Here is a 19,314-nt window from a genome sequence, read left to right on the forward strand (position 1 = left end):
GAAAACGCGACTTTCCGGTCATTTTGTACCGTGCGCGCAGCAAACCATGATGACAGTGATCACCGGTCATTCATGCCAGCGATCGACCCGCGGGATTGCACAGGCGCTGCACATTTTCGCTTGCGCGCCGAGCGGGTATGGCTACACTGCCACTTGCGTGAATGAATACCCGGCCTGCCTGGCCTTTTCTGCGAAAGCAGAACGCAAAGCGGCGACTTGGCACCCCACCCCTTCAGGGGTATGCCAAGCCGCCGCTTTGTCGTTGTAGGAGCGGCATTGTGTCTTGAGAGGGGATTAGACCTGGTCATTCACCGTTCCACTTGTGGGAGCGGGCTTGCCCGCGAACACCGGCGCAGCCGGTGCCAGACACCGCGTCGCCTTCTTCGCGGGCTTGCCCGCTCCCACAGGTGAATCGCGCAGGCTTCAAATTTTGAGAAAGACAGTTGCTGCTGCAAATACGGCGGCCACTCCAAGCCAGCGCAGAGCCCCTGTGGGAGCGGGCATGCCCGCGAACACCGGCGCAGCCGGTGCCCTCCACCGCGTCGCCTGCTTCGCGGGCTTGCCCGCTCCTACAGGTGAATCGCGCAGGCTTTTCAAATTTTGAGAAAGAGAGTTACTCCTAAAGGGATCGTGTTTAGCTGAACTCAGGCGAGGGTTTCGAGGACGTAGGCAACATCCTGCAATACAGCCGTATCGCCCCGTTCAGTCCAGTACAACGCGATCATCCGGGCATCGGCCTCTACCTTGTAAACGCTCGCCGGCAAGCGCGCCAGTGCCTCCACGAAGCGCGGGTCTTCGCAGGGTTCGCGGTACTGGTTCCACCACACCCCCGGGCTGACCTGCCAGTAGCTGAAGCTGTTCTGGTGCCCACGGCGGCGCGCCCGGTGGTACTGCGGGCAAGGACTTGGCGGCTCCTTCTCCAGCCAGTGCGGCCACTGTTGCGGGGCCAGCTGCATGGCCAACCCCATGCGTCGGGCTTCCAGGCGCAGCTTCATCTGCTCGCTCTGCTTGCGCGAACTGCGCAACCAGGAAAACGGGCTGAGAATCAGCGCAAGGATTGACACCACCAGCAATACCGTCATATCAGTAGATTCCATAAAGCGTTGCAAATGAGCTGGTTAGCCATTTTTCACGGAAGACCCGCCCGAAAGCGACCATACTTCCTTTATCGCGATTGTCAGGAGTACTGCTCATGCCCTACGAACATTTGTTGGTCGCGGTCGACCTGACCGAAGAATGCGACCCGGTGATCAAGCGCGCCATGGCCTTGGCCGCCCCATCGAACGCCAAGGTATCGCTGGTGCATATCGTCGAGCCAATGGCCATGGCGTTTGGCGGCGATGTGCCGATGGACCTGTCGCAACTGCAACAACAGCAGTTCGACCAGGCCAAAGAGCGCATGGACCGGTTGTTCAACAAGTACCCGGACATTAATCGGGGCGACTCGCACCTGACCTACGGCCAACCTCGCCAGGAAATTCACCAGCTTGCCAAGGAACAACACTGCGACCTGATCGTGGTCGGCAGCCATGGCCGCCACGGCCTGGCGTTGCTGTTGGGGTCCACGGCCAATGACGTGCTGCACGGTGCGCCGTGTGACGTGCTGGCGGTACGCTTGCAGAAGAAAGACTGATCCGACCTGGTCCGGCCCTATCGCCGGCAAGCCAGCTCCCACAGAGGCACCATGGATTTCAAGCCTTATGGTGTCCCTGTGGGAGCTGGCTTGCCGGCGATAGGGCCGGACCAGGCTAACAACTATCAGCCTTCCAGCTCAGCCCAGCGCTCCACCAGTACATCCAGCTCACCCTGCAACTTCTCGATCCTGGCCAGCACTGCCGAAGTTTCCGCAATCGGCCGCTGATAGAAGCCCGCCGCATTCACCTCTTCCTGAGCTTCAGCCATGCGCTGCTCCAGCGCGTCGATCTGCCCCGGCAGCATCTCCAGCTCACGCTGCAGCTTATAGCTGAGCTTTTTCTTCGATGCCTCTTCCACCACCGGCGCAGCAACAGGCGCAGGCTTGGCCTCGACCTTCTCCACCACCGCGCTGTTGAGAGCCGACTTGCCGCCCTTGCTCTCGGTCACGCCCAGCAGCTTCGGCGAGCCGCCCTGGCGAATCCAGTCCTCATAACCCCCTACATACTCGCGCACCTTGCCCTCGCCTTCGAACACCAGGGTGCTGGTGACGACGTTGTCGAGGAAGGCCCGGTCGTGGCTGACGATCAGCACGGTGCCCTTGTAGTTGGACAGCACCTCTTCGAGCAGTTCGAGGGTTTCCACGTCCAGGTCGTTGGTCGGTTCGTCGAGTACCATCAGGTTGGCCGGCTTGCTGAACAGCTTGGCCAGCAGCAGGCGGGCACGCTCCCCCCCCGACAGCGCCTTGACCGGCGTGCGCGCACGCTGGGGGCTGAACAGGAAGTCGCCCAGGTAACTGAGCACATGGCGGTTCTGCCCATCGATCTCGATGAAGTCACGGCCTTCGGCGAGGTTGTCGATCACCGTCTTTTCCAGCTCGAGCTGGTGGCGCATCTGGTCGAAATAGGCCACTTCCAGCTTGGTGCCGCGCTCGACCTTGCCTGAAGTGGGCTCCAGGTCACCGAGCATCAACTTCAGCAAGGTGGTCTTGCCGGTACCGTTGGCACCCAGCAGGCCGATACGGTCTTCGCGCTGCAGGACCATGGAGAAGTCCTTGACCAGCATCGGCCCTTCGGGATGATGGAAACTCACGTTTTCCAGCACCATGACCTGCTTGCCGGACTTTTCCGCCGCCTCGATCTGGATATTGGCCTTGCCCTGGCGTTCGCGGCGCTCGCCACGCTCTACCCGCAGGGCCTTCAAGGCACGCACGCGACCTTCGTTGCGGGTACGGCGGGCCTTGATGCCCTGGCGAATCCACACTTCTTCCTGGGCCAGGCGCTTGTCGAACAGCGCGTTGGCGGTTTCTTCGGCGGCCAGTGCGGCCTCCTTGTGCACCAGGAAGCTGGCGTAGTCGCCGTTCCAGTCGATCAGGCCGCCACGGTCCAGTTCAAGGATGCGGGTGGCCAGGTTCTGCAGGAACGACCGGTCGTGGGTAATGAACAGCACCGCGCCGTTGAAGCCGCGCAGGGCCTCTTCGAGCCAGGCAATGGCGCCGATGTCCAGATGGTTGGTCGGCTCGTCGAGCAGCAGCAGGTCGGGCTCCGACACCAGCGCCTGGGCCAGCAGCACACGGCGGCGCCAGCCACCGGACAGCTCGGCCAGGGTCTTGTCGGCAGGCAGTTGCAGGCGGCTGAGGGTGCTTTCCACCACCTGCTGCAGGCGCCAGCCGTCGCGGGCTTCCAGTTCGTGCTGAACGTGCATGAGCTTTTCCAGGTCATCGTCGCCCTGGATGTTCATGCTCAGGTGGTGGAACTGCGCCAGCAGTTCACCCACGCCGTCGAGGCCGGCCGCGACCACGTCGAACACCGTGCGCTCATCGGCCACCGGCAGTTCCTGCGGCAGTTCGCCGATCTTCAGGCCCGGCGCACGCCAGATTTCCCCGTCGTCGCCCTTCTGCTCGCCCTTGACCAGGCGCAGCATGCTCGACTTGCCGGTGCCGTTGCGGCCGATGATGCACACCCGCTCGCCACGAGCGATCTGCCAGGACACTTTGTCCAGCAGCGGCATGGCGCCGAATGCGAGGGACACATCGCTGAATTTGAGCAGGGTCATGTTGGTCTCCATAAATCGGGCGCGCATTCTACCTGAGTTGGGCCCCCGACGGCAGCTGCCAGGCCAATCGATGCACCCGTGGCGACATCCGGTCGACGTTAATATGCCGATACAAGCACAGTGCTTTCACCTGCTGCCGGCAAACGGCTAAGCTAAGGCAATAGCTTCCAACAGTGCTGGCTCCGCCGTCACTTCCCCATGGTTCAACTGCCCGGACGTATCATGCGCAGCCGCCTGTTACAAATTGCTTCCTGCCTGCTGCTGACCGCTGCCACCAGCGCGGCACAGGCCACCGACCTCACCCTGCAGCGCCAGTACTACGACGAGGCCAAACGCGCGCTGGCCAAAGGCGACAAAGGCCCCTACCTGCGCTATGCCCAGGCTCTGAGCGACTACCCGCTGACCCCGTACCTGGCCTACGACGAGCTCACCGCCCGCCTGAAAAGCGCCAGCAACCAGGAAATCGAGGCGTTCCTCGCCAAGCATGGCGACCTGCCCCAGGCCAACTGGATGAAACTGCGCTGGTTGCGCTGGCTGGCCGAACGCGGCGAGTGGGACACCTTCGTCAAGTACTACGACCCCAAGCTCAACTTCACCGAGCTCGATTGCCTCAACGGCCAGTACCAGCTCAGCCATGGCCTGCGTGCCGAAGCCAACGCCACCGCCGAAAAGCTGTGGAACGTGGGCAAGTCGCAACCTGCCGCGTGCGACACACTGTTCGGCATGTGGGCCGCTGAAGGCCAGCTGACCGAGAGCAAGCGCTGGCAGCGCACCAAGCTGGCAGCCCAGGCGCGCAATTACAGCCTGGCCAACAGCCTGGTCAACGGCCTGACCACCCTCGGCGCACAAGGCCGGCTGCTGGTCGACGTGGCACAGAAGCCTGAGCTGCTCAACCAGCCATCACGCTTTGCCCCGGCCAACGAGGCGATGGCCGATGTGGTCAGCCTGGGCCTGCGCCGCCTGGCGCGCCAGGACCCGGAGCGGGCCATGGCGCTGCTGGACGACTACGCCCAGCGCATGCATTTCTCCCGCGACGAAAAGGTGGCCATCGCCCGCGAAATCGGCCTGACCCTGGCCCGCCGCTACGACCCGCGTGCGCTCGACTTGATGACCCGCTACGACCCTGAGCTGCGCGACAACACCGTCAGTGAATGGCGCCTGCGCCTGCTGCTGCGCCTGGGCCGCTGGGAAGACGCCTACGAGCTGACCCGGCGCCTGCCTCAGGACCTGGCCAGCAGCAGCCGCTGGAAGTACTGGCAAGCGCGCAGCCTGGAGCTGGCACAGCCGAACAACCCGCAGATCCCGCTGCTGTACAAGACCGTGGCGCGCGAGCGTGACTTCTATGGTTTCCTCGCCGCCGACCGGGCCAAGACACCGTACCAACTGAACAACAAACCCCTGTTGCTGAGCCCGCAACTGGTGAAGAAAGTACGCAATACGCCCGGCATCCAGCGGGCGCTGGAATTCCATGCCCGCGGCCAGATCGTCGAAGGCCGCCGCGAGTGGTACCACGTCAGCCGGCACTTCAACCGCGATGAAATGGTGGCGCAGGCGCGCCTGGGTTATGAATTGCGCTGGTACTTCCCGGCCATCCGCACCATCAGCCAGGCCCAGTACTGGGACGACCTGGACATCCGCTTCCCGATGGCCCACCGCGATACCCTGGTGCGCGAAGCCAACGTGCGCGGCCTGCATTCGAGCTGGGTATTTGCCATTACCCGCCAGGAAAGCGCGTTCATGGAAGACGCACGCTCCCCGGTCGGCGCCAGCGGCCTGATGCAACTGATGCCGGCTACCGCCAAGGAAACGGCCCGCAAGTTCAGCATTCCGCTTGCCTCACCGGCACAAGTACTCAACCCGGACAAGAACATCCAGCTGGGCGCCGCCTACCTGAGCCAGGTGCACAGCCAGTTCAACGGCAACCGGGTCCTGGCCTCGGCAGCCTACAATGCCGGGCCGGGGCGCGTGCGCCAGTGGCTGAGGGGCGCCAAGCACCTGAGTTTCGATGTGTGGGTGGAGTCGATCCCGTTCGACGAAACCCGCCAATACGTGCAGAACGTGCTGTCGTATTCGGTGATCTACGGGCAGAAACTGAATGCACCGCAGCCGCTGGTGGATTGGCATGAGCGGTATTTCGATGACATGTAAGGTTCGCTGAGCCCTTGCCGGCCTGTTCACGGGCAAACCTGTGAACAGGCCGGTGCCAGCACACAGCTATTCCAGGATTTCCACGCCCATCCCGACCTCAAGCCACCCGCTGCCATCCACCGCCAGATTCTGCCCGAACAGGATATCGCCTTCCTTTTCGCGGAAGGTCTTGAGCGTGGCCATCGGTTCACGGTCTTCACTGCGCTCGCCGGTGGCGGGGTCGATAGTGGTAAAGATGCACCTCACACTCGGTTTGAGCACCCGGAATTCGAGGGTGCCAATGCGGATCCTCTTCCAGCCATCCTCGGCGAAAGGCTCGGCGCCCTGCACTACCAGGTTCGGCCGAAAACGCAGCATCTCCATGGGCCGCCCCACGCGGCGGTCAAGCTCGTCCAGCGAGCCCTGGCCGATCAGCAACAAGGGGAAACCATCCGGAAAAGCCGCGCGATCGCTGTTGAAGCCATAACCGTTGGGCAAATAACGGGCACGCTGCTCCGGGCAATGCACCAGGCGCACAGCCTTGCCCAGCCACTCGCTCAGCCAGGCCGCCGCGCCATCGCCGGCGTCTGGCACGCGCAAGGTATCGCGCCAGATCGTCACGCCACGCAGGCCCTCATCGGCAGGTGGCACTGCCACCCTCAGCGAGGCGCGCCCAGGCGCCTGCAACAGCAGCTGGCCGCAGCCGTCATCGTGCGCCGCGATCTGGCCAAGGCGTGGCCAGGCACGTTGGGTCAGGAAGCGTCCGTTTTCTGCCTCGACCACCATCCAGCGCCGGTCGCCCTGCAGGCCCAGCAGCCCCACCGGCGAAGCGCGCAGGCTTTGCGCCTGGCACGACTTCACCGGGTATCGGTACAACTCACTCAGAAACATCCCTGCCGCCTCGCGTCTTGGCAAATGCCAAGCTTATACCGGGCAGGCGTGGCGATCACGCGGTGGCCGTATCCAGCAACAGGCGCTGCTTGACCACGTCGACCAGGCGATCGGGCTGGAACTTGGAGAGGAAGTTGTCGCAGCCCACTTTCTTGACCATGGATTCATTGAAACTGCCCGACAGCGATGTGTGCAGCACCACATAGAGTTGGCGCAGCCGCGCATCGCCACGAATCTCGGTGGTCAGGCGGTAACCGTCCATTTCCGGCATTTCGGCGTCGGTGAACACCATCAGCAGCTTCTCACACACGTCCTCGCCGGCATCGGCCCAACCCTTGAGCATGCGCAGTGCCTTCAGGCCATCACTGGCCACATGCAGTTTCATGCCCAACTGGGACAAGGTGTCGCGCAACTGCGCCAGGGCCACACTGGAGTCGTCCACCAGCAGCACCTCGCGGCCTCGCGCCCGTGCCAGCACGGGGTCGGCCAGTTTGTCGCCGGAAACCCGGGCGTTGTAAGGCACGATTTCAGCCAGCACCTTTTCCACGTCGATGACCTCGACCAGCTGCTCATCGACCTTGGTGATGGCAGTCAGGTAATGCTGGCGTCCGGCGCTGGACGGCGGCGGCATGATCGACTCCCAGTTCATGTTGACGATGCGGTCGACCCCTCCTACCAGGAAAGCCTGCACCGAGCGGTTGTATTCGGTGACGATGATGGTGCTGTCGGGCGTGGGTTGCAGCGGGCGCATGCCAATGGCCTGGGACAGGTCGATCACCGGCAACGTCTGCCCACGCAGGTTGACCACACCGCAGACGAACGCATGACGCTGGGGCATCAGGGTGAGCTTGGGCAGTTGCAGCACTTCCTGAACCTTGAACACGTTGATCGCGAACAATTGGCGGCCCGACAGGCGGAACATCAGGATTTCCAGGCGGTTCTCACCTACCAGTTGCGTGCGTTGGTCTACCGTGTCGAGAATGCCAGCCATTGGAAAGCCCCCAGGCTTGAGTCGAAAAAGGTGAATTGATCTACCCTGTATCGGCGGCTTCCCGCACACCTTGACCCTTGCGGGAAAATGCCGACCCGGCAATTGATATCACTTTACCATCATGCTTTACTGCCGGCACCCCGCTCGAATTCGGCAACCCGTATCAGGGAAACCCCTAGGGGCAGTCAGGTGAAACCTGATATTCGCGATATCCTTTAGCCATTAATGTGACGCCATTCTCATTGCATGAATGGAGTCAGGCTTTTGCTAGCTATCGTTGCGGCGTGCCCGTCACCTGCGCCTACCCCACGCGCGGGGACCTGATCATGGACACTGCCTTAGCGTTCGATAACGCACTGCAGGGCTTCCTGCTGGATGCCCAGGTACTGCTGACCCAGGCCCAGGAATGCCTGCAGCATCTGGAATTGATCGACAACGATCCAGACGCCTGCCGCTGCCTGGACAGCACCTTGGCCAGCCTCGCCGGGCAGGCCACCCGCCTGGGCGCGCGCGAAGTTGCCCATTACGCCACCGCGCTTCACCAGTTGCTGGCCCCAGCCTGCTACAGCGGCTGCCTGCAGCCAGAGGCATTGCCTGCGATCGAGGCGTGCCTGACCCTGCTGGCCTGGCAACTGGAGTTGCTCGACAGCCGAACCGGGCGGTTGAACCTGGATATCGGCGAGCAACTGGTGCTGCTGGGCGAGCTGGCCAAGGTCGTGCAGCAACCCCTTGCCCCTGCTTGCGCGTCTTGCGATGAAGCAGGCAAAACGTGCGATCACCCGCATGATGTCATGCGCTCCGGCAGCCATGGCAGCCGGTCGTACCGCGCGCATTAACCTGACCAGAAGTGCAACTAACTACATGCACTCAAGCCCTGCGCTGGTCGAACTTGCAAAGTTCGCAAAGTTTCAGGAAGGCCAAGTTGAATCATTACCGCCTTAGTTGCAGCGCGGGTGCGAGCAGCGGGATCCGCGGGTGGCACTTTGCTACCCGGCACCGCCCTGCCAACAGGCGTTTCGGAGCGTCACCCAGCCGCGACCGACACCGTACGAAGTGGTAATATGCGCCCCCACAAACACTTGCAATCACAAAAAAGTTTGCACATCAGGTGCTCGACCAAACAGCGGAAGTACTGCGCCAAAGCCTCTGACCCGCATTGTGCAAGGCCTCTATCAGCAATACTTCAGTGGCTTCCCTATTTATGCTCCCACGCTTGAAATTCTACATGCGTAGCTGCTGCCGCGTTGCCCTGCTGCGCTGGCTGACGGTCGGGCTGTGTGTGGCCTCGCTGGTCACCAACCTGATGCTGTACCTGGCCAACCTGGCTATCCCGGCTGGCCTGCTGCTTTTGCAGTTGGCCGCAACGCTGGCCGCCACCCTGCAGTTGGGATTGGGGGCGAGGTCGATCAGCCTGCGGCCGGCTGAACTGGCCGAGCGCATGCTGAAGGTGCAGGAAGACGAGCGGCAACACCTGAGCCGGGAGTTGCACGACGACATTGGCCAATTGCTGACTGCCGCCAAACTGCAACTGCAGTGGCTGAAACGGCGCATGCCGGCCGAGTTGCAGGGCCACTGCGATGCGCTGCACAGCACCCTGGATGACACCCTGGGCACGGTACGCAACGTGTCGAGCCTGCTCAACCCCAGGCAGTTGGCGAGTCTTGGGTTGGAAGCCAGCTTGCGCGCGCACTTGGTCCGCACGCTGGGCAGCAGCAGCGTACACTGGAGCCTGGCGTGCAACCAACGTCTGGGCGGCATTGACGATGCAGTGGCCATGGCAGTGTTCCGCATCACTCAGGAAGCGGTCACCAACATGCTGCGCCATGCCCAGGCACGCAACCTGGTTGTGCGCCTGCAACGCACCCCTGCCGGGCTGGCGTTGTCGATTCACGACGATGGCCGCGGCTTCGTCCCCGCCCGGCACCCGGCCGAGGCCGACCAGCGCGGCCTGGCCGGCATGCAGGAGCGGGTAACGGCCTTGCAGGGCAGCCTGCAGATCACCAGCCAGCCTGGCCAGGGTACACGGATAGAAGCGATGTTCCCGTGGCCACCGCGCACCCAGCAACGCGCCAGGAGTACTGTTGCCCATGACCTGTAGATTGCTGCTGGTCGACGACCACTCGCTGATCCGCGCCGGCGTACGTGCGCTGGTTTGCGATATTCCCGGCTACAGCGTGGTCGGTGAGGCCGACGATGGCAGCCAGTTGCTTGAGCAGGTGCGCGCACTGGCGCCGGACATTGTCCTGCTGGACATTTCCATGCGCTCGACCAGCGGACTGGACGCCCTGACCCAATTGCGGGCCTGCGGCAGCACCTGCAAGGTGCTGATCCTGTCGATGCACACCGATCCGGACCTGATCATGCGTGCCCTGGAAAGCGGTGCCCACGGTTACCTGCTCAAGGACACCAGTGCCACCGAGCTGGAGCAGGCGCTGGAGGCAGTACGCCACGGCGAGCGCTACCTGAGCCCGGCCATCGCCCACACCGTCATCAACCAGGCGCTGCAGCGCAACAGGCCGGGCGCACAGGGCGGCAGCGACCGGCACAACCTTACGGCGCGCCAGCTGGAGATCCTGCGCCTGATCGTGCGCGGCAAGTCGACCCGGGAAATTGCCACTGGCCTTGGCCTGTCGATCAAGACCGTGGAAACCCACCGCTCGCAAATCATGAAGCGCCTGCAAATTCATGACGTGGCTGGCCTGGTACTGTTTGCCGTGCGCGAAAAGATCATCAGCCTGGACGACTGAGCAGCGGCGACCCGGCAGGCAGGTGCAGGCGCAACGCTGCGGGCCGGGCTTCGAAACGCAAGTTGGTAGTCTGCAAGGGCTCGCCATCGAGGTTGAGGTCCAGGCCCTGGGCACTCTTGATCTCGACCCAGGGCAACCTGGCACGGACGAACAGGCCATCACCGGCCAGCAGGTCACGCAACGTGCCCAGCATTTCCTGTGGGGCAGGCAACACGGCGATATCGAGCAAGCCATCATCGACTACCGCATCCGGGCACAGCTCCTGCCCGCCTCCCGCCTGGCGGCCATTGCCGATACCCAGTGCCAGCAGGTCCCCTTGCCAGTGGAAATCCGGCCCTTGCAGCTCGACCGAAGCCGCCTGCAGTTCGCTGAAGCGTGTGAGGCCGGTGAACAGATAGGCCGCGGCGCCCAGAACCTTCTTCAGGTCTTCGGACGTATTGGCCGTGACCTGACTACCGAACCCGCCGGTGGCCATGTTGAGGAACAGCTGGTCGCCGGCCTGGCCCAGGTCTATGGGCTGTGCCGCCACGTTCAACAAGGCCAGCGCAGCGGCAGGCTCCAGCGGAATGCCGGCGGCCTTGGCAAAATCGTTGGCGGTGCCCAACGGCAGCAATACCAGGCTGGCATCGGTCCCGGCCTGCCCCATGGCCTCGGCCACATCGCGCAGGGTCCCGTCGCCGCCACCGGCGACAATGTGGCTGTAACCTGCCGCCAGCGCCTCGGTCACCAGGCGCTGGGCATCGCCCGCCTCCCAGGTGACCCGCACATCCAGCACCCAGCCTCTGTCGCGCATGTCGTGCACGGCATCGCGCAGTTCGTCGTTCATCGCCTGCTTGCCGTGCAGGACCAGCATTGCCTTGCGCGCTTGCATAGGCGCATCTCCCTGAGGTTGACCAACCCTATCTCGACCACGGGCACGCGTGGATCGTTGCATGTCGCGTTCAAAAACAGCCAGCGGCGTGTCGCGCGTGGCAGGCGGTGTTCCCTGCAGCAGCGCCGGCTCGGCTGGTAGTGAAGATAATGGCATTTTTTCCACAGCCGACAATGCCCGGCTATGCTGAGTCGAGACACTTTTGACAGGTTTTTGACCCTACAAGCGAATGAGCACAGGCGAGTCAGCATTTTGACTGTGAAATGCCCTGGCTTGCCCGCCACGGACGCACCTCCCGGCCCTCTCCTGCAACCGGCCGACAGGTGCGTCTTGCCCTCTGCAGCCGTCAGCGAGGACCACGGTCATGCGTATTCTCTGGACACTGCCTTACCTGCCTTGGCCGACCACCAGTGGCTGCAAGACTCGCCAATACCACCTGATCCGGGCACTGGCCCAGCGCGGCCACCGCATCACCTTGTTGGTGCAATCGAAGATACCCCTCAGCGACGCCGCACGCGAGGCACTGGAACCGTACCTCGAACGGCTGATAGTCCTGCCGCGCAGGCCGCTGCATAGCCCGCTGAACCTGCTGGCATCGCCGATCATCGACTACCCCATGCGGGCGATCATCAACGGCCTTTGCGCAGCGTTGCGGCACCGCTTCGAGCAGTTGCTGGAGGAACCTTGGGACGTGATCCAGATCGAGCACAGCTATAGCTTCCAGCCGTTCGAGAAGGCCCTGCAGGCCCGCGGCCTGCCCTTCATGCTCAGCGAACACAACCTGGAGTCGGTTACCGGCAGCGTCTGCCATGACCGCCTGCCGTTATGGCTACGCCCGCTCAATGCCTTCGACCGCTGGCGCTACCGGCGCTGGGAACAGCGCGTGCTGGGCCAGCCCACCGAGCTGGTAGCCGTCAGCGCTCACGACGCCGAGCTGATCGGGCAGATCAGCAGGCGCCCGGTGAATGTGGTGGTCAATGGCGTGGAATGTGATTTCTACCAGCAGGTGCAACCGGCGCTGCACAGCCAGCGCCTGCTGTTTGTCGGCAATTTTGAATACGGCGCCAACCTGGAAGCCATCGAGTGGGCGCTGGAAGACATCATGCCGCAGGTGTGGCTGAGCAACCCGGCCGTGCGCCTGGCGATTGCCGGGCATGCGATGCCGGCCAGCTGGAAGCTGCACTGGAATGACCCGCGGATCGAATGGCTCGGCTATCGACCCGATCTGCGTGAACTGCAAAGCCGCTCAGCCCTGTTTTTCGCGCCGCTGCGCTATGCCGGTGGCTCGAAGGTGAAAATTCTTGAAGCAATGGCTGCCGGCTTGCCGGTCATCAGTACCGGCAAGGGCGTTTCCGGCCTGGCGGTGAACAACGGCGAGCATTACCTGGGCAGCGATGACAGTGATCAACTGGCCCTGCTGATCACCCAGTTGCTCAACCAGCCCTGGCGCATGAGCCAGTTGAGCGCGGCCGGGCGCCAGTTCGCCCGCCAGCGCCACGACTGGAGCGTGGCGGCTCATCAACTGGAAACCGTGCACATGCGCCTGACCCAGGCAGCACCGGTGCCAGGGCCGCTGGCCGATGCCTGGCTGGGGCGTTCAGCCAAGTAGTTCGCTGAAGGGAATGAATGGCACGCTGTCACCCGTTTTCGGCGTGCTGCCTTCGCGCACCTCCACCAGCCCGTCGGCCCAGGCTGCGCTGCGCAGCACACCCGAACTCTGGTTCTTGTAGATGCGCACCTGGCCGTCCTCGATGCGCGCACGCAAGTATTCGCGGCGGCTACCGGGTTTGGGCCAGTCAAACCCCGCCGGCATGTCGAAGCGCAGCGGCGTGACATTGCCCACCCCTTGGCGCCGCAGCAGGTAGGGCCGGGTCAGCAGGCCAAAGGTGACCAGGGTCGAGGCCGGATTACCCGGCAGGCCGATCACCGGCACGCCCTGGTAATGGCCGAAGGTCAGCGGTTTGCCCGGCTTGATCGCCAGCTTCCACAGCGCCAGCTCGCCCGCTTCGCGCAGTGCGGCCCCCAGGTAATCGGCCTCGCCCACCGACACGCCGCCAGTGGACAGGATCAGGTCGACGTGGCCCAGCCCGGCCAGGCAGGCGCGGGTCTGCGCCAGGTCATCCGGCAGGATGCCGGCATCGACCACCTCGCACCCCAGGCGCTGCAACCAACTGACCAGTAGCCGACGATTGCTGTTGTAGATTTGGCCGGGCCCCAACGGCAGCCCGGGCTCGACCAGTTCGTCGCCGGTGGACAGCACCGCCACTTTGACCTTGCGTACCACCTCGAGCCGGGCGTGGCCCAAGGTCGCCGCCAGGCCCAGTTCGATCGGTCCCAGGCGCGTGCCGGCGTTCATCACCTGCTCGCCCTTGCGGGTTTCCTGGCCCTGCGGGCGAATGTTCTGCCCGGCGTGCAGCGCCTCGACGAAACATACCTGGCCATCCTCCAGCACCTGGGTGTTTTCCTGCATCTCGACGCAATCGGCACCTGCCGGCACCGGGGCGCCGGTAAAGATGCGGGCACAGGTGCCCGGCTGCAGAGGCTGTGGCGCATGGCCGGCGAAGATGCGCTGGCTGACAGGCAACGGCTGGCCCTGCCAGTCGGCCAGGCGCAGGGCATAGCCGTCCATGGCACTGTTCGGCCAGGGCGGCAGGTCGAGCGAGGCGACCAGGTCGGTCGCCAGTACCCTGCCCTCCGCCTCGGCCAGGGGCAGGTTTTCAGTCTCCTGAATCGGTGCCGCCTCGGCCAATGCCAGCAATTGTTCCAGGGCTTGCTCTACCGGCATCAGCGGCCGTGGCTGACTGACCTCAGCCACGGCTGTCACAGGCCATTGCCTGCTTCAGGTGCGGGACAAAGTTGCATGGCCGATGGCGGGCGTCGAGTTGCTCGGCAAGAATGCCGTCCCAACCGGTGCGCACGGCATTGGTCGAGCCCGGCAGGCAGCACACCAGGGTGCCATTGGCCAGACCGGCCAAGGCCCGCGACTGCACCGTGGAGGTACCGATATCCGGCACGGAGATCTGCCGGAACAACTCGCCAAAGCCATCGACCTGCTTGTCCAGCAGACAGGCCACCGCCTCCGGCGTGCTGTCGCGGCCGGTAAAGCCAGTGCCGCCGGTAATCAGCACCACCTGCACGCGCTCGTCGGCGATCCAGGTGGCAACCTGTGCGCGGATCTTGTACAGGTCGTCCTTGAGCAATACCCGCTCTGCCAGGTGGTGGCCGGCCTCGCTCAACCGGTCGACGAACATCTGGCCAGAGGTATCGGTGTCGGGCGTGCGGGTATCGCTAACGGTGAGCACCGCGATATTCAGCGGCACAAAGGGGGTATCTGCCTTGGCTTTCATGGGGGTCCGTCACAACAGGATAGGTTGGCCGCAGTTATATCACAGCGCACTTTTACCGGGTTGCGCCCAACAAACTTGCCCTGGATCAACCGCGCAGATTTATCGCTATGATGCACTTGCAGTGAACTTGCACTAAAGTCCTGCGTCATAAATGTCATCTAGCACCATCGCACTTGGAGAACCACGATGATCAAACGGACCCTACCCGCCTTCCTGCTCGCTTTGGGCCTGGGCACCCTTGCCGGCTGCTCCACCCCAACCGTCATCACCCTGAACGATGGCCGAGAAATCCAGGCGACGGATAAACCGTCCTACGACGAAGACTCCGGCTTCTACGAATTCGAGCAGCTGGACGGCAAGCGCACCCGTCTGAACAAGGACCAGATCCGCACCGTGAAAGAGCTGTAACCGCGCCGCGTTTTCAGCAAAGCCCCTTTGCACAACAGGGGCTTGCGAGCAAAAACACGATGCAGTAGGATTTTGTTCATCGGAGTGTAGCGCAGCCAGGTAGCGCGTCTCGTTCGGGACGAGAAGGCCGCAGGTTCGAATCCTGTCTCTCCGACCAGATCCTCCAGAAGCCCGCTGATGCGGGCTTTTTTGTGCCTGGAAACTGCAACCAACGGTAACGTTGAAAGCCGATAGCCACCCCTGCACTGCCCCCGCCACCCCCGTGTCAGGCACTGGTGAACTGCAAGGCCGCCAGCCGGGCATACAGTGGGCTTTGCTCGATCAATTGGCGATGAGTGCCCACCGCCACCAAGCGCCCCTGGTCGATGACAGCGATGCGCTCGGCGTGCTGGACCGTGGCCAGCCGATGAGCGATGACCAGCGTGGTACGCCCGGCCATCAGGCGAGGCAGTGCTTGCTGGATCAGGTGTTCGCTTTGCGCGTCGAGGGCGCTGGTGGCTTCGTCCAGCAACAGGATCGGCGCGTCCACCAGTAGCGCCCGGGCAATCGCCAGGCGCTGGCGCTGGCCGCCGGAAAGCCCGATGCCACCCTCCCCCAGCGGTGTCTGGTAGCCCTGAGGTAACTGCCGAATGAATTCATCAGCATGGGCGCCGCGGGCTGCGGCTTCGACCTCGGCCTGGCTCGCCTCGGGGCGGCCATAGCGGATATTGGCTTCCACCGTGCCACGGAACAGCGAAGGGTTCTGTGCAACCAGGGCAAACTGCCGTCGCAGCTGGTCAGGGTCGAATTCTGTCAGCGGCTGGCCGTCGAGCAGGATGCGCCCTTGCTGGGGGTCGTAAAACCGCAGCAACAGATCGAACAAGGTCGACTTGCCGGCCCCTGATGGGCCGACCAGGGCCACGGTCTGGCCAGGCTCGATGACCAGGCTCAGGCCAGCTACCGCTGCCACGGTGGGCCGTGACGGGTAGGCGAACACCAGTTCCTGCAACTCGATGTGCCCGCGGGCCCTCTGCCCCGCCAGGCCCGAGGCGGCACAGCCCGGCAGGATTGCGCTGCGTGCGGCCAGCAGTTCGGCGATGCGCTCGCCAGCACCGGCGGCGCGCTGCAGTTCGCCGATCACTTCACTGAGGGTGCCGAAGGCGCTGCCGACGATCAGGCTGTAGAACACGAAGGCGGCCAGTTCGCCGGCAGATATGCGCCCCGCGATCACATCCATGCCGCCCACCCACAGCATCACCCCAACCGCCCCCAGCACCAAGACGATCACCAGAGTGATCAGCCAGGCCCGCTGAGCAATGCGCTTGCGCGCCACGGTGAACGCCGCTTCGACCGTGTCGGCAAAAAGTGCGCGGTCGTGTGCCTGATGGTTGTACGCCTGCACAGTCTTGATCTGCCCCAGCGTCTCGGCCACGTAGCTGCCTACGTCGGCGACCCGGTCCTGGCTCTGCCGCGACAGCCTACGTACGCGGCGACCAAACAGCAGGATGGGCGCCAACACCAGCGGCAGGGTCACCACCACGATGCTGGTGAGCTTGGGGTTGGTAATGAACAGCAGCACCACACCGCCCAGCACCATCAATGCATTGCGCAGGAACATCGACAGCGACGAACCGATGACCGATTGCAGCAGCGTGGTGTCTGCTGTCAGCCGCGACTGGATCTCGGCGCTGCGGTTATCTTCGAAAAAGCCGGGGTGCAGGCCGATCAGGTGGTTGAACACGGCCCGCCGCATGTCGGCCACGCAGCGCTCGCCAATCCAGGACACCAGGTAAAAACGGCTGAACGTTCCCACCGCCAGGGCCAGTACCAGCAGCAGGAACAGCCCGATGGTCTGGTTGAGCTGGTGCGCGGAACGGGTCATGAATCCCTGGTCGACCAGCAGCCGGATGCCTTGGCCCATCGACAAGGTGATGCCCGCAGTGACCACCAGTGCCAGCAAGGCCAGCAGAACCTGCCGGCGATAGGGGCGAACGAACTGCCAGGCCAGGCGTAATGCCCGGCGTGGTTGCGGGGAAACCGATTCGGACATGGCGAAGATCACTATGGCTGGCGAAGGCCCAGACTACCACTCATCAGGGCTGGGGAACGCGGGCAGGTAGCTATAGCCTATCGATCTAACCAGGGTATGGAGCTTTGCCAGCGTTTCTGTTGGACTGGTATTGCCGTGACGAGCCTGTCGTCACAGGCCAGTCACGGTGCAGGACTACCCTGAGTGTTCACCTGATGAGGAGACCATGCATGAGCTTGCAGCCTACCAGCGACAACCAGCAGCCCCGGCCGAACCAGCAACCCCAGGTATGCGGTTCGATCATTGATGCCCAGGGGCGCGAAGTACCGATCACCGAGCAGATGATCCAGCAGGCTTGCAAGGCCCTGGAACAGAGCCGGGTCGAGCGCGTACGCAAAGGTTGAGCGGCGAATTTCTTGCAACCCGGCGCCCGCGCCGGGTTTTTATTTGCCCTGAGTGCTCTACTGGCCCCTTGCGGCCAGGCCCGGCTGGGCGCTCTCACCCGGGCGAATGCCCGTGCAGCGGCCGGCACGCCGTCAGACCAATACGCCACCCAGCGCATTGACCAGTTGCGCCAACTGCGGCGCCTCGCCCCGCAGGCGCACCGCCAGCCCCTCGATTTCGCGTCGCGCTGGGTACTGCTTGCGCAACTGGTCGAACGCGGCACGCTGTTGTTGCGGGTCGTCGCTCAGGCTGCGGCGGAAGTCGGCATCGTCACGGCGCGGGTCGTACACGGCGCGGCACAGGGTGGCCAGGGCCCAGGCCGGGTCGGCGCTGGCATCCAGCTCGATTTGCGCCAGCGGCGGGCGCGGCAGCAGGTCGGCAAGTTGCACCTGCTCATCCACCCCGAGGAAGCGGCACAGGGCCTGGTAGATCTGCGCGGTGCCACGCTGGCGGCCGTCGAGGCTGTAACCGGCAATATGCGGTGACGCCAGGGTACACAGGTCGGCCAGTTGCAGGTCGACTTGCGGCTCGCCTTCCCATACGTCCAGCACGGCATGGATGTCGTCGCGCTGCAGCAGCAGCTCGCGCAGGGCGGCGTTGTCCACCACCGGCCCACGGCTGGCGTTGACCAGCCAGGCACCCGGGCGCAATTGTGCCAATTGCGCTTGGCCCAGCAAGTGCCAGGTGGGGTAGCCGCCGCTACGCTGCAACGGGGTATGCAGGCTGATCACATCACACTGCTGGACAATGGTTTCCAGGCCGACGTAGTCACCGCCTTCAGCGGCCTGGCGCAGCGGGTCGCACACCAGCACCTTCCAGCCCAGGCCGCGCAGCACACGTACCAGCCGCCCCCCGACCTCACCTGCACCGACCACGCCGTAGACCCGTTCGGGCAGCGCAACGCCATCCAGTTCGGCCAGGGTCAGCAGGCTGCCCAGCACGTAATCGACCACGCCGCGGGCATTGCAGCCTGGCGCGCTGCTCCAGCGAATGCCGGCTTCGGCAAAATAGTCCAGGTCGAGGTGATCGGTACCGATGGTGCAGGTACCGACGAAGCGTACCCGGCTGCCTTCGAGCAATGTGCGGTCAACCTTGGTCACCGAGCGTACCAGCAGGATATCGGCGTCCTTGACGCTGGCGGCATCGAGGCTTCGGCCGGGGTAGCGGCGAATTTCCCCGAAGCCTTGGAAGAAGGCATCGAGCAGCGGGATGTTTTCGTCGGCAACTATCAGCATGGCGCTCTCCTGTCTGGGGAGCGCAGTGTAGGCGCATCGCCGGGTGGGTTGCACAGGGTTTCAGTCGGCTTTTTTGCGAATCCAGTAAAGGAAGGTGCCGGCGTCTTCCTGCTGTTGCACGAGTTCGTGGCCGAGGAAGTTGCAGAACTTGGGAATGTCGCGGCGGGTGGACGGGTCGGTGGCGATGACCTTGAGCAGGCCGCCGGCGGCCAGGTTGCGTACGTGCTGGTGCAGCATCATCACCGGCTCCGGGCAGTTCAGGCCGGTGGCATCGAGGATGGCGTCGGGGGTGAAATCGGTCATGGGGGGCTCCGAAAATGATCGCTATTGTCGCGCATCACGCGGCGGGGTCCAAGCGCGGCTTTGCAGGCCATACGTCGGGACGGGCGTTGCCCAGGCCCTTTGCGCCCCTACGGCGGGTCAGAGGCTTTAGCGCCACGTACCCCCGCACGGCTTCTGATCTGGCTTATGCCTCGTTATCGCAGCTGGAGTTTTCGCGCTATCAAAACCAGCGCCCAGGATTTCAAGCTCTGCAAAGGTGTAGGCGTTGGAACCGAA

Annotated in this window: 18 protein-coding genes and 1 tRNA gene; 9 read left to right on the top strand and 10 right to left on the bottom strand. The window is 63.7% G+C overall.

Features of this window, described 5'->3' with window-relative positions:
* Positions 1-644: 644 nt before the first annotated feature.
* On the bottom strand, positions 645-1,082 hold the full coding sequence (locus APH30_RS02790) for a hypothetical protein (protein ID WP_029887011.1): 438 nt from the start codon (positions 1,080-1,082) through the stop codon (positions 645-647).
* 110 nt (positions 1,083-1,192) lie between these two features.
* Between APH30_RS02790 and APH30_RS02795 the strand changes: the two genes are divergently transcribed.
* The gene (locus APH30_RS02795; protein WP_009686273.1) at positions 1,193-1,633 is read left to right on the top strand and encodes a universal stress protein; all 441 of its coding nucleotides are present in this window, start codon (positions 1,193-1,195) and stop codon (positions 1,631-1,633) included.
* 125 nt (positions 1,634-1,758) lie between these two features.
* Here APH30_RS02795 and APH30_RS02800 read toward each other — a convergent pair whose 3' ends face one another.
* A complete protein-coding gene (locus tag APH30_RS02800; protein WP_054911651.1) occupies positions 1,759-3,687 on the bottom strand; it encodes an ATP-binding cassette domain-containing protein in 1,929 nt (642 codons plus the stop codon).
* Positions 3,688-3,909: 222 nt separating this feature from the next.
* On the opposite strand from APH30_RS02800, the gene APH30_RS02805 reads away from it, so the two are divergent.
* Positions 3,910-5,835 (top strand): transglycosylase SLT domain-containing protein, encoded by a 1,926-nt coding sequence (locus APH30_RS02805; protein ID WP_054911652.1) that lies wholly within the window; start codon positions 3,910-3,912, stop codon positions 5,833-5,835.
* A 66-nt stretch (positions 5,836-5,901) separates the two neighbouring features.
* Here the strand turns inward: APH30_RS02805 and APH30_RS02810 are convergent, their stop codons facing one another.
* Positions 5,902-6,705 carry an MOSC domain-containing protein gene (locus tag APH30_RS02810; RefSeq protein WP_054911653.1) on the bottom strand — a complete coding sequence of 268 codons (804 nt, stop codon included), beginning with the start codon at positions 6,703-6,705 and terminating at the stop codon, positions 5,902-5,904.
* A 55-nt stretch (positions 6,706-6,760) separates the two neighbouring features.
* Positions 6,761-7,696 carry a chemotaxis protein CheV gene (locus APH30_RS02815; protein ID WP_054911654.1) on the bottom strand — a complete coding sequence of 312 codons (936 nt, stop codon included), beginning with the start codon at positions 7,694-7,696 and terminating at the stop codon, positions 6,761-6,763.
* A gap of 326 nt (positions 7,697-8,022) precedes the next feature.
* On the opposite strand from APH30_RS02815, the gene APH30_RS02820 reads away from it, so the two are divergent.
* The 3 genes from APH30_RS02820 to APH30_RS02830 all read left to right on the top strand — a co-directional run bounded on the left by APH30_RS02820 (position 8,023) and on the right by APH30_RS02830 (position 10,443).
* Positions 8,023-8,532 (top strand): hypothetical protein, encoded by a 510-nt coding sequence (locus APH30_RS02820; protein WP_009686268.1) that lies wholly within the window; start codon positions 8,023-8,025, stop codon positions 8,530-8,532.
* Between the two features lie 365 nt (positions 8,533-8,897).
* Positions 8,898-9,794: a sensor histidine kinase gene (locus APH30_RS02825; protein ID WP_054911655.1), complete on the top strand. Its 897-nt coding sequence runs from the start codon at positions 8,898-8,900 to the stop codon at positions 9,792-9,794.
* On the top strand, positions 9,784-10,443 hold the full coding sequence (locus APH30_RS02830; protein ID WP_029887253.1) for a response regulator transcription factor: 660 nt from the start codon (positions 9,784-9,786) through the stop codon (positions 10,441-10,443). Before APH30_RS02825 ends, APH30_RS02830 begins: the two co-directional genes overlap by 11 nt.
* Here APH30_RS02830 and yegS read toward each other — a convergent pair.
* Positions 10,427-11,314, bottom strand: coding sequence for a lipid kinase YegS (gene yegS / locus APH30_RS02835; RefSeq protein WP_054911656.1), 888 nt, complete (start codon positions 11,312-11,314; stop codon positions 10,427-10,429). The genes APH30_RS02830 and yegS overlap by 17 nt on opposite strands.
* 364 nt (positions 11,315-11,678) lie before the next feature.
* On the opposite strand from yegS, the gene APH30_RS02840 reads away from it, so the two are divergent.
* Complete coding sequence (locus APH30_RS02840) at positions 11,679-12,923, top strand: glycosyltransferase family 4 protein (protein WP_054911657.1); 1,245 nt, start codon at positions 11,679-11,681, stop codon at positions 12,921-12,923.
* Here the strand turns inward: APH30_RS02840 and glp are convergent.
* Positions 12,912-14,138, bottom strand: coding sequence for a gephyrin-like molybdotransferase Glp (glp, locus tag APH30_RS02845; protein ID WP_054911658.1), 1,227 nt, complete (start codon positions 14,136-14,138; stop codon positions 12,912-12,914). The two genes, APH30_RS02840 and glp, sit on opposite strands and share 12 nt — an antisense overlap.
* Positions 14,122-14,661 carry a molybdenum cofactor biosynthesis protein B gene (moaB, locus tag APH30_RS02850; RefSeq protein ID WP_009686260.1) on the bottom strand — a complete coding sequence of 180 codons (540 nt, stop codon included), beginning with the start codon at positions 14,659-14,661 and terminating at the stop codon, positions 14,122-14,124. The genes glp and moaB overlap by 17 nt, the downstream gene beginning before the upstream one ends.
* 186 nt (positions 14,662-14,847) lie before the next feature.
* Between moaB and APH30_RS02855 the strand changes: the two genes are divergently transcribed.
* Both APH30_RS02855 and APH30_RS02860 read left to right on the top strand, forming a co-directional pair.
* Positions 14,848-15,069, top strand: coding sequence for a YgdI/YgdR family lipoprotein (locus APH30_RS02855; RefSeq protein WP_009686259.1), 222 nt, complete (start codon positions 14,848-14,850; stop codon positions 15,067-15,069).
* Between the two features lie 80 nt (positions 15,070-15,149).
* Positions 15,150-15,226 (top strand) — tRNA-Pro (locus tag APH30_RS02860).
* Between the two features lie 108 nt (positions 15,227-15,334).
* On the opposite strand, the gene APH30_RS02865 is transcribed toward APH30_RS02860, so the two are convergent.
* Positions 15,335-17,098, bottom strand: coding sequence for an ABC transporter transmembrane domain-containing protein (locus APH30_RS02865; RefSeq protein WP_054911663.1), 1,764 nt, complete (start codon positions 17,096-17,098; stop codon positions 15,335-15,337).
* Positions 17,099-17,307: 209 nt separating this feature from the next.
* Here APH30_RS02865 and APH30_RS28980 point away from each other — a divergent pair, with 209 nt between their 5' ends.
* Positions 17,308-17,481, top strand: a complete 174-nt coding sequence (locus APH30_RS28980; RefSeq protein WP_009686257.1) for a PA1571 family protein — start codon at positions 17,308-17,310, stop codon at positions 17,479-17,481.
* Positions 17,482-17,613: 132 nt separating this feature from the next.
* Here the strand turns inward: APH30_RS28980 and pdxB are convergent, their stop codons facing one another.
* Both pdxB and tusA read right to left on the bottom strand, forming a co-directional pair.
* Positions 17,614-18,756, bottom strand: coding sequence for a 4-phosphoerythronate dehydrogenase PdxB (pdxB, locus tag APH30_RS02870; RefSeq protein WP_054911659.1), 1,143 nt, complete (start codon positions 18,754-18,756; stop codon positions 17,614-17,616).
* 60 nt (positions 18,757-18,816) lie between these two features.
* Positions 18,817-19,059 carry a sulfurtransferase TusA gene (gene tusA / locus APH30_RS02875; protein ID WP_009686255.1) on the bottom strand — a complete coding sequence of 81 codons (243 nt, stop codon included), beginning with the start codon at positions 19,057-19,059 and terminating at the stop codon, positions 18,817-18,819.
* Between the last annotated feature and the right edge of the window lie 255 nt (positions 19,060-19,314).

The sequence above is a fragment of the Pseudomonas sp. NBRC 111127 genome, assembly GCF_001320345.1.
GTDB lineage: Bacteria > Pseudomonadota > Gammaproteobacteria > Pseudomonadales > Pseudomonadaceae > Aquipseudomonas > Aquipseudomonas juntendi.

Coding starts and splice junctions, on each gene's coding strand:
- APH30_RS02800 (WP_054911651.1), bottom strand. CDS start 3,687: ATGACCCTGCTCAAATTCAGCGATGTGTCCCTCGCATTCGGCGCCATG.
- APH30_RS02805 (WP_054911652.1), top strand. CDS start 3,910: ATGCGCAGCCGCCTGTTACAAATTGCTTCCTGCCTGCTGCTGACCGCT.
- APH30_RS02795 (WP_009686273.1), top strand. CDS start 1,193: ATGCCCTACGAACATTTGTTGGTCGCGGTCGACCTGACCGAAGAATGC.
- tusA (WP_009686255.1), bottom strand. CDS start 19,059: ATGACCGATTTCACCCCCGACGCCATCCTCGATGCCACCGGCCTGAAC.
- moaB (WP_009686260.1), bottom strand. CDS start 14,661: ATGAAAGCCAAGGCAGATACCCCCTTTGTGCCGCTGAATATCGCGGTG.
- pdxB (WP_054911659.1), bottom strand. CDS start 18,756: ATGCTGATAGTTGCCGACGAAAACATCCCGCTGCTCGATGCCTTCTTC.
- APH30_RS02830 (WP_029887253.1), top strand. CDS start 9,784: ATGACCTGTAGATTGCTGCTGGTCGACGACCACTCGCTGATCCGCGCC.
- APH30_RS02825 (WP_054911655.1), top strand. CDS start 8,898: ATGCTCCCACGCTTGAAATTCTACATGCGTAGCTGCTGCCGCGTTGCC.
- APH30_RS02840 (WP_054911657.1), top strand. CDS start 11,679: ATGCGTATTCTCTGGACACTGCCTTACCTGCCTTGGCCGACCACCAGT.
- yegS (WP_054911656.1), bottom strand. CDS start 11,314: ATGCAAGCGCGCAAGGCAATGCTGGTCCTGCACGGCAAGCAGGCGATG.
- APH30_RS02790 (WP_029887011.1), bottom strand. CDS start 1,082: ATGACGGTATTGCTGGTGGTGTCAATCCTTGCGCTGATTCTCAGCCCG.
- APH30_RS02865 (WP_054911663.1), bottom strand. CDS start 17,098: ATGTCCGAATCGGTTTCCCCGCAACCACGCCGGGCATTACGCCTGGCC.
- APH30_RS28980 (WP_009686257.1), top strand. CDS start 17,308: ATGAGCTTGCAGCCTACCAGCGACAACCAGCAGCCCCGGCCGAACCAG.
- APH30_RS02855 (WP_009686259.1), top strand. CDS start 14,848: ATGATCAAACGGACCCTACCCGCCTTCCTGCTCGCTTTGGGCCTGGGC.
- APH30_RS02820 (WP_009686268.1), top strand. CDS start 8,023: ATGGACACTGCCTTAGCGTTCGATAACGCACTGCAGGGCTTCCTGCTG.
- APH30_RS02810 (WP_054911653.1), bottom strand. CDS start 6,705: ATGTTTCTGAGTGAGTTGTACCGATACCCGGTGAAGTCGTGCCAGGCG.
- APH30_RS02815 (WP_054911654.1), bottom strand. CDS start 7,696: ATGGCTGGCATTCTCGACACGGTAGACCAACGCACGCAACTGGTAGGT.